The sequence below is a fragment of the Pseudomonadales bacterium genome, from assembly GCA_013215025.1.
In the GTDB taxonomy this organism is placed as follows: Bacteria; Pseudomonadota; Gammaproteobacteria; order Pseudomonadales; family DT-91; genus DT-91.
Map to the genome: position 1 here is coordinate 1 of JABSRR010000221.1, position 3,561 is coordinate 3,561.

Here is a 3,561-nt window from a genome sequence, read left to right on the forward strand (position 1 = left end):
GATTGTCGGTTGTTGCTCTCTAAAATATTTTGTAAGTCGGTATCTATTTGTTCTTAACGATATACCTTTTCTGAAATAACTATAAGCGACATTTTCCTGCTTGACTTTAGGGTGAGTTATTAATTCCACAAAACTATCCCCGTCCAAAGGGGAAGCAGCCTCAATATTGGTGAGTGCTAATAGTGTCGGGTAAATATCGACTGTTTCAATGATGGATTGATTTACTTCTTTTGAGCCTGCTATACCGGGCACTTTAATAATGAATGCACTATTGAGTGCATTCTCAAAAATGGTATGTTTTCCCCAAACGCGCTGATCGCCCAGGTGCCAGCCATGATCGCCCCAAACAATAATAATGGTATTTTGAGCCAGTCCAAGCTGGTGAATTTCGTCTACCAATACACCCACTTGTTGGTCTATATAACTGACACTGGCATAATAGGCGTGAGTGAGTTTCCTTGCATAAGCGTCAGATACACCTCGCTTAAGGCTCGCTTTTTCTTCACCCAAAGCGTATTGATTAAATTCTGCACTGTCATGTAAACTACTTTTATTTATGTGTTGCGGGAGCTCAGGATTTGCAGAAATTTGAATGTCCTCTGCCTTATATAAGTTCCAGTATTTTTCAGGGGCATTAAAGGGTAAGTGGGGTTTGAAATAACCGACACCTAGAAAAAACGGTGTTGATTTACCCTTTAATTCCCTGAGTTTAGCAACAGCAAGTTTTGTGGTCAGGCCATCAGGATAACCGTCATCCGCCACTTTTCCTGCCTCATAGGGTTTGACTTGTTTTTTCAGACTTTGCCTGTTTTCGCCATTGGCATAAGCAAAGAAGGCATTCTTACCTGTTTGCCATTTTCCACTATCAAAGAGCAATTCATCCCAGCTATAAGGCAGCTCTCTTTTGTTTGAGGGTTTTTGCTTTGACTTATAAAGAAGACCATCTGGCGAATGACTAATTTTGCCAATGCCAACGGTATAATAACCGTTTCTTTTTAAATGATGGATAAAAGACTCTGGCAACTCTGCTTCAGGTTTATTAGACGTTAGTTTTTCGGTGACACCATTTTTCAAATGACCTTGGCTGCTAGGTCTCATGCCAGTTAACAGGCTGTGCCTCGACGCGCCACACGTAGGCACTTGCACAAAATGATTGTTAAAAGCCGTGCCGCTCGCGGCCAACTTATCTAAATTGGGTGTTTGGATCACTTTATTGCCGTAAACCCCTAATTCAGCGCGCAGATCATCGATAGCGATAAAGAGTATGTTTGGTCTATCTGGTGTTGCTTTTTCAGCACTTTCAGCACTTTCAGCACTTTCAGCACCGCTGGTGATGACACTAAACAGCAAACAAGCACAATATAGCGGATAGCGTATTGTTCTTTTCATCTTAATTTCCTATACGTTTTTTAATGTTAACTTGAGCGAGTTTATCGTGCTCACTGTTGCGTTGCTGGCGCTTCACTGAATGCGCCAGAAAACTTCTTGAAGCGCGGGCCCAAGATATAGCGCCATGTTTTGGGCACATGTTGTTGCAACGCGCCAAGTGGCGCTGCGTACTCGGCTAAGTTGGCTAAGTTGGTTAGCTCTTGCGGATCTTGCTTGATGTTATAGAACTCCTCGCTGCCATCGGCGTAGTGGATCAACCGCCACGGTCCCTGGCGCACGGCAAAGTTACCAGGACCATGCGACATCAGCGCTGGCTTGTCCCAGATCGTCGCCGGATCCTCCAATAATGGCTTCAGGCTATTGCCGTCGAGTTGCTGGTCGACTTTCAGTTCACATAAATCGACTAATGTCGGGAAAATATCCTGCAGACTCACCGGGGTCTCGATGCGCATACCGTTGGCCTTGCCTCCTGGCATCTTGATGATGAACGGGGTCTTTGTGCCGCGCTCCCAAAGCGTCATTTTCTTCCAGTGGCTCTTCTCTCCCAAGTGCCAGCCATGATCACCCCAGAGTACAACAATGGTGTTGTCCAGGTACGGACTGCTTTGCAGAGCCGCCAGCAAGCGGCCGACGTTGGCATCCGCAAATGAGCTCGCGGCCAGGTATGCCCTGACCAGTTTCTGCCAGGCGCCCGGCACCTCAAGGATAGCCTTGTGATGGTTAGTATCGTCCCATCCCACCGTTGCGCGGGAGAACAACCTGCCAGCTTGGGACAAGTCATCCAAATCACCCGCAGGCACCACAGGGAGCTTTATGGTTTTTAGATCATGTTGCGCGAAATATTTGCGCGGTGCAACAAACGGCAGATGCGGCTTTTTTAAACCCAGGGCGATGAAGAAGGGCTTGTCGTGCTTACGCTGCAACTCGTTGATCACCCAGTCTGTCATTTGGCCGTCTTTGGTGTCACTGTCGTTATCCGTTTGCTGAACGCCAATTTCTAGCGAGATGTTGTTGCCAAGCGCTTCATTCTTCGTTTTGATCCCCTTGAATTTTTTCTGATAGTTATGCCAGCCGCGCTTTTCCTCAAAGTGAAAAATCTTGCCGGCACCCGCCGTGTAATAGCCGTTTTGTTGAAACACCAGGTTTAAAGGTAATCGATCCTTTGCCAATAGTTGTGCCGGGGAGTAGACCTTATGATGGCCGTACGAACCACTGCGGTGTGGATAGCTGCCGTACATCAATGCCGTACGCGACGGTCCGCACGCCGTAGCTGAACTGTAGGCATGGGTGAAGGCAGCGCCTTGCTCAGCCAAGGCATCTATGTTCGGGGTACTAGCCTGCGCATGACCACCAAGATAACCGACCCAGTCATTGAGGTCGTCAACCGAAATGAACAGCACGTTTGGCTTCTGGGCCGCAGCCATTACGTTTGTTACAGTAGCCATGCTTAGCAGCGCAATGATGCAGGTGGCCATTTGAGCGTATCGACTTGCTTTTGTCATACTCAAACACAGCAGAGAAAAAGCCGAGGCCAGGCGTTTAAGCGCAGCGGTGGTGCGCAGCGGTGGTGCGGTTGGTGCAAAAGTATTATTCATCAAATGATCCGTATTTTTATTTCTTATTTCGTAGTAAGTTTATTTAAATAAATAAATAAACAAAGAATTTCGTTTAGCTTTAATAATGATAGTTATATAAGGAGGTTGGTAACAGCGCCTCAAAAATTGTCCATCGCGCGTCTTTAAAATAGTGAACACGATGTTTATTTTATATAAATCAGTTTGTTGGCTTATGTCTAGGAATGTCTACTGATACTATTTCAAACTAAAATAAAGGTTAGGATGAAGGTGGTTGGAATTCTCTGGGGGTTTTTCCGGTCATTTTTTTGAAAACCGTACTAAAATAATTGGAATTATTAAAGCCGACAGCAAAAGCGGTTTCAGTGACTGAATGGTCCATTAATAATTTTTTGGCTATGTCGATACGATGAGCGGTTAAAAATTGATTAATGGTTTGTGAGGTCGCTTGTTTAAATTCTCGCATTAAATACGAACGACTGACTTTAAACTGCTCTGCTAGCTGGTCAACGTCAATATCATTTTGATAATGCTCGGTTAAATACTTTTGTACCCGAACAATGCGCTGATTGGGTATATCTGAGATAATTTGTGATAA

General features: G+C 45.2%; 3 protein-coding genes. All 3 read right to left on the reverse strand.

Features of this window, described 5'->3' with window-relative positions:
* Positions 1 to 1,389 (reverse strand): sulfatase (locus HRU21_12085; protein NRA43029.1); only part of this gene is annotated, 1,389 nt, incomplete at its 3' end.
* Positions 1,390 to 1,439: 50 nt separating this feature from the next.
* A complete protein-coding gene (locus tag HRU21_12090; GenBank protein ID NRA43030.1) occupies positions 1,440 to 2,984 on the reverse strand; it encodes a sulfatase in 1,545 nt (514 codons plus the stop codon).
* Between the two features lie 238 nt (positions 2,985 to 3,222).
* Positions 3,223 to 3,561: helix-turn-helix transcriptional regulator (locus tag HRU21_12095; GenBank protein NRA43031.1), on the reverse strand; the 339-nt coding region annotated here is incomplete at its 5' end.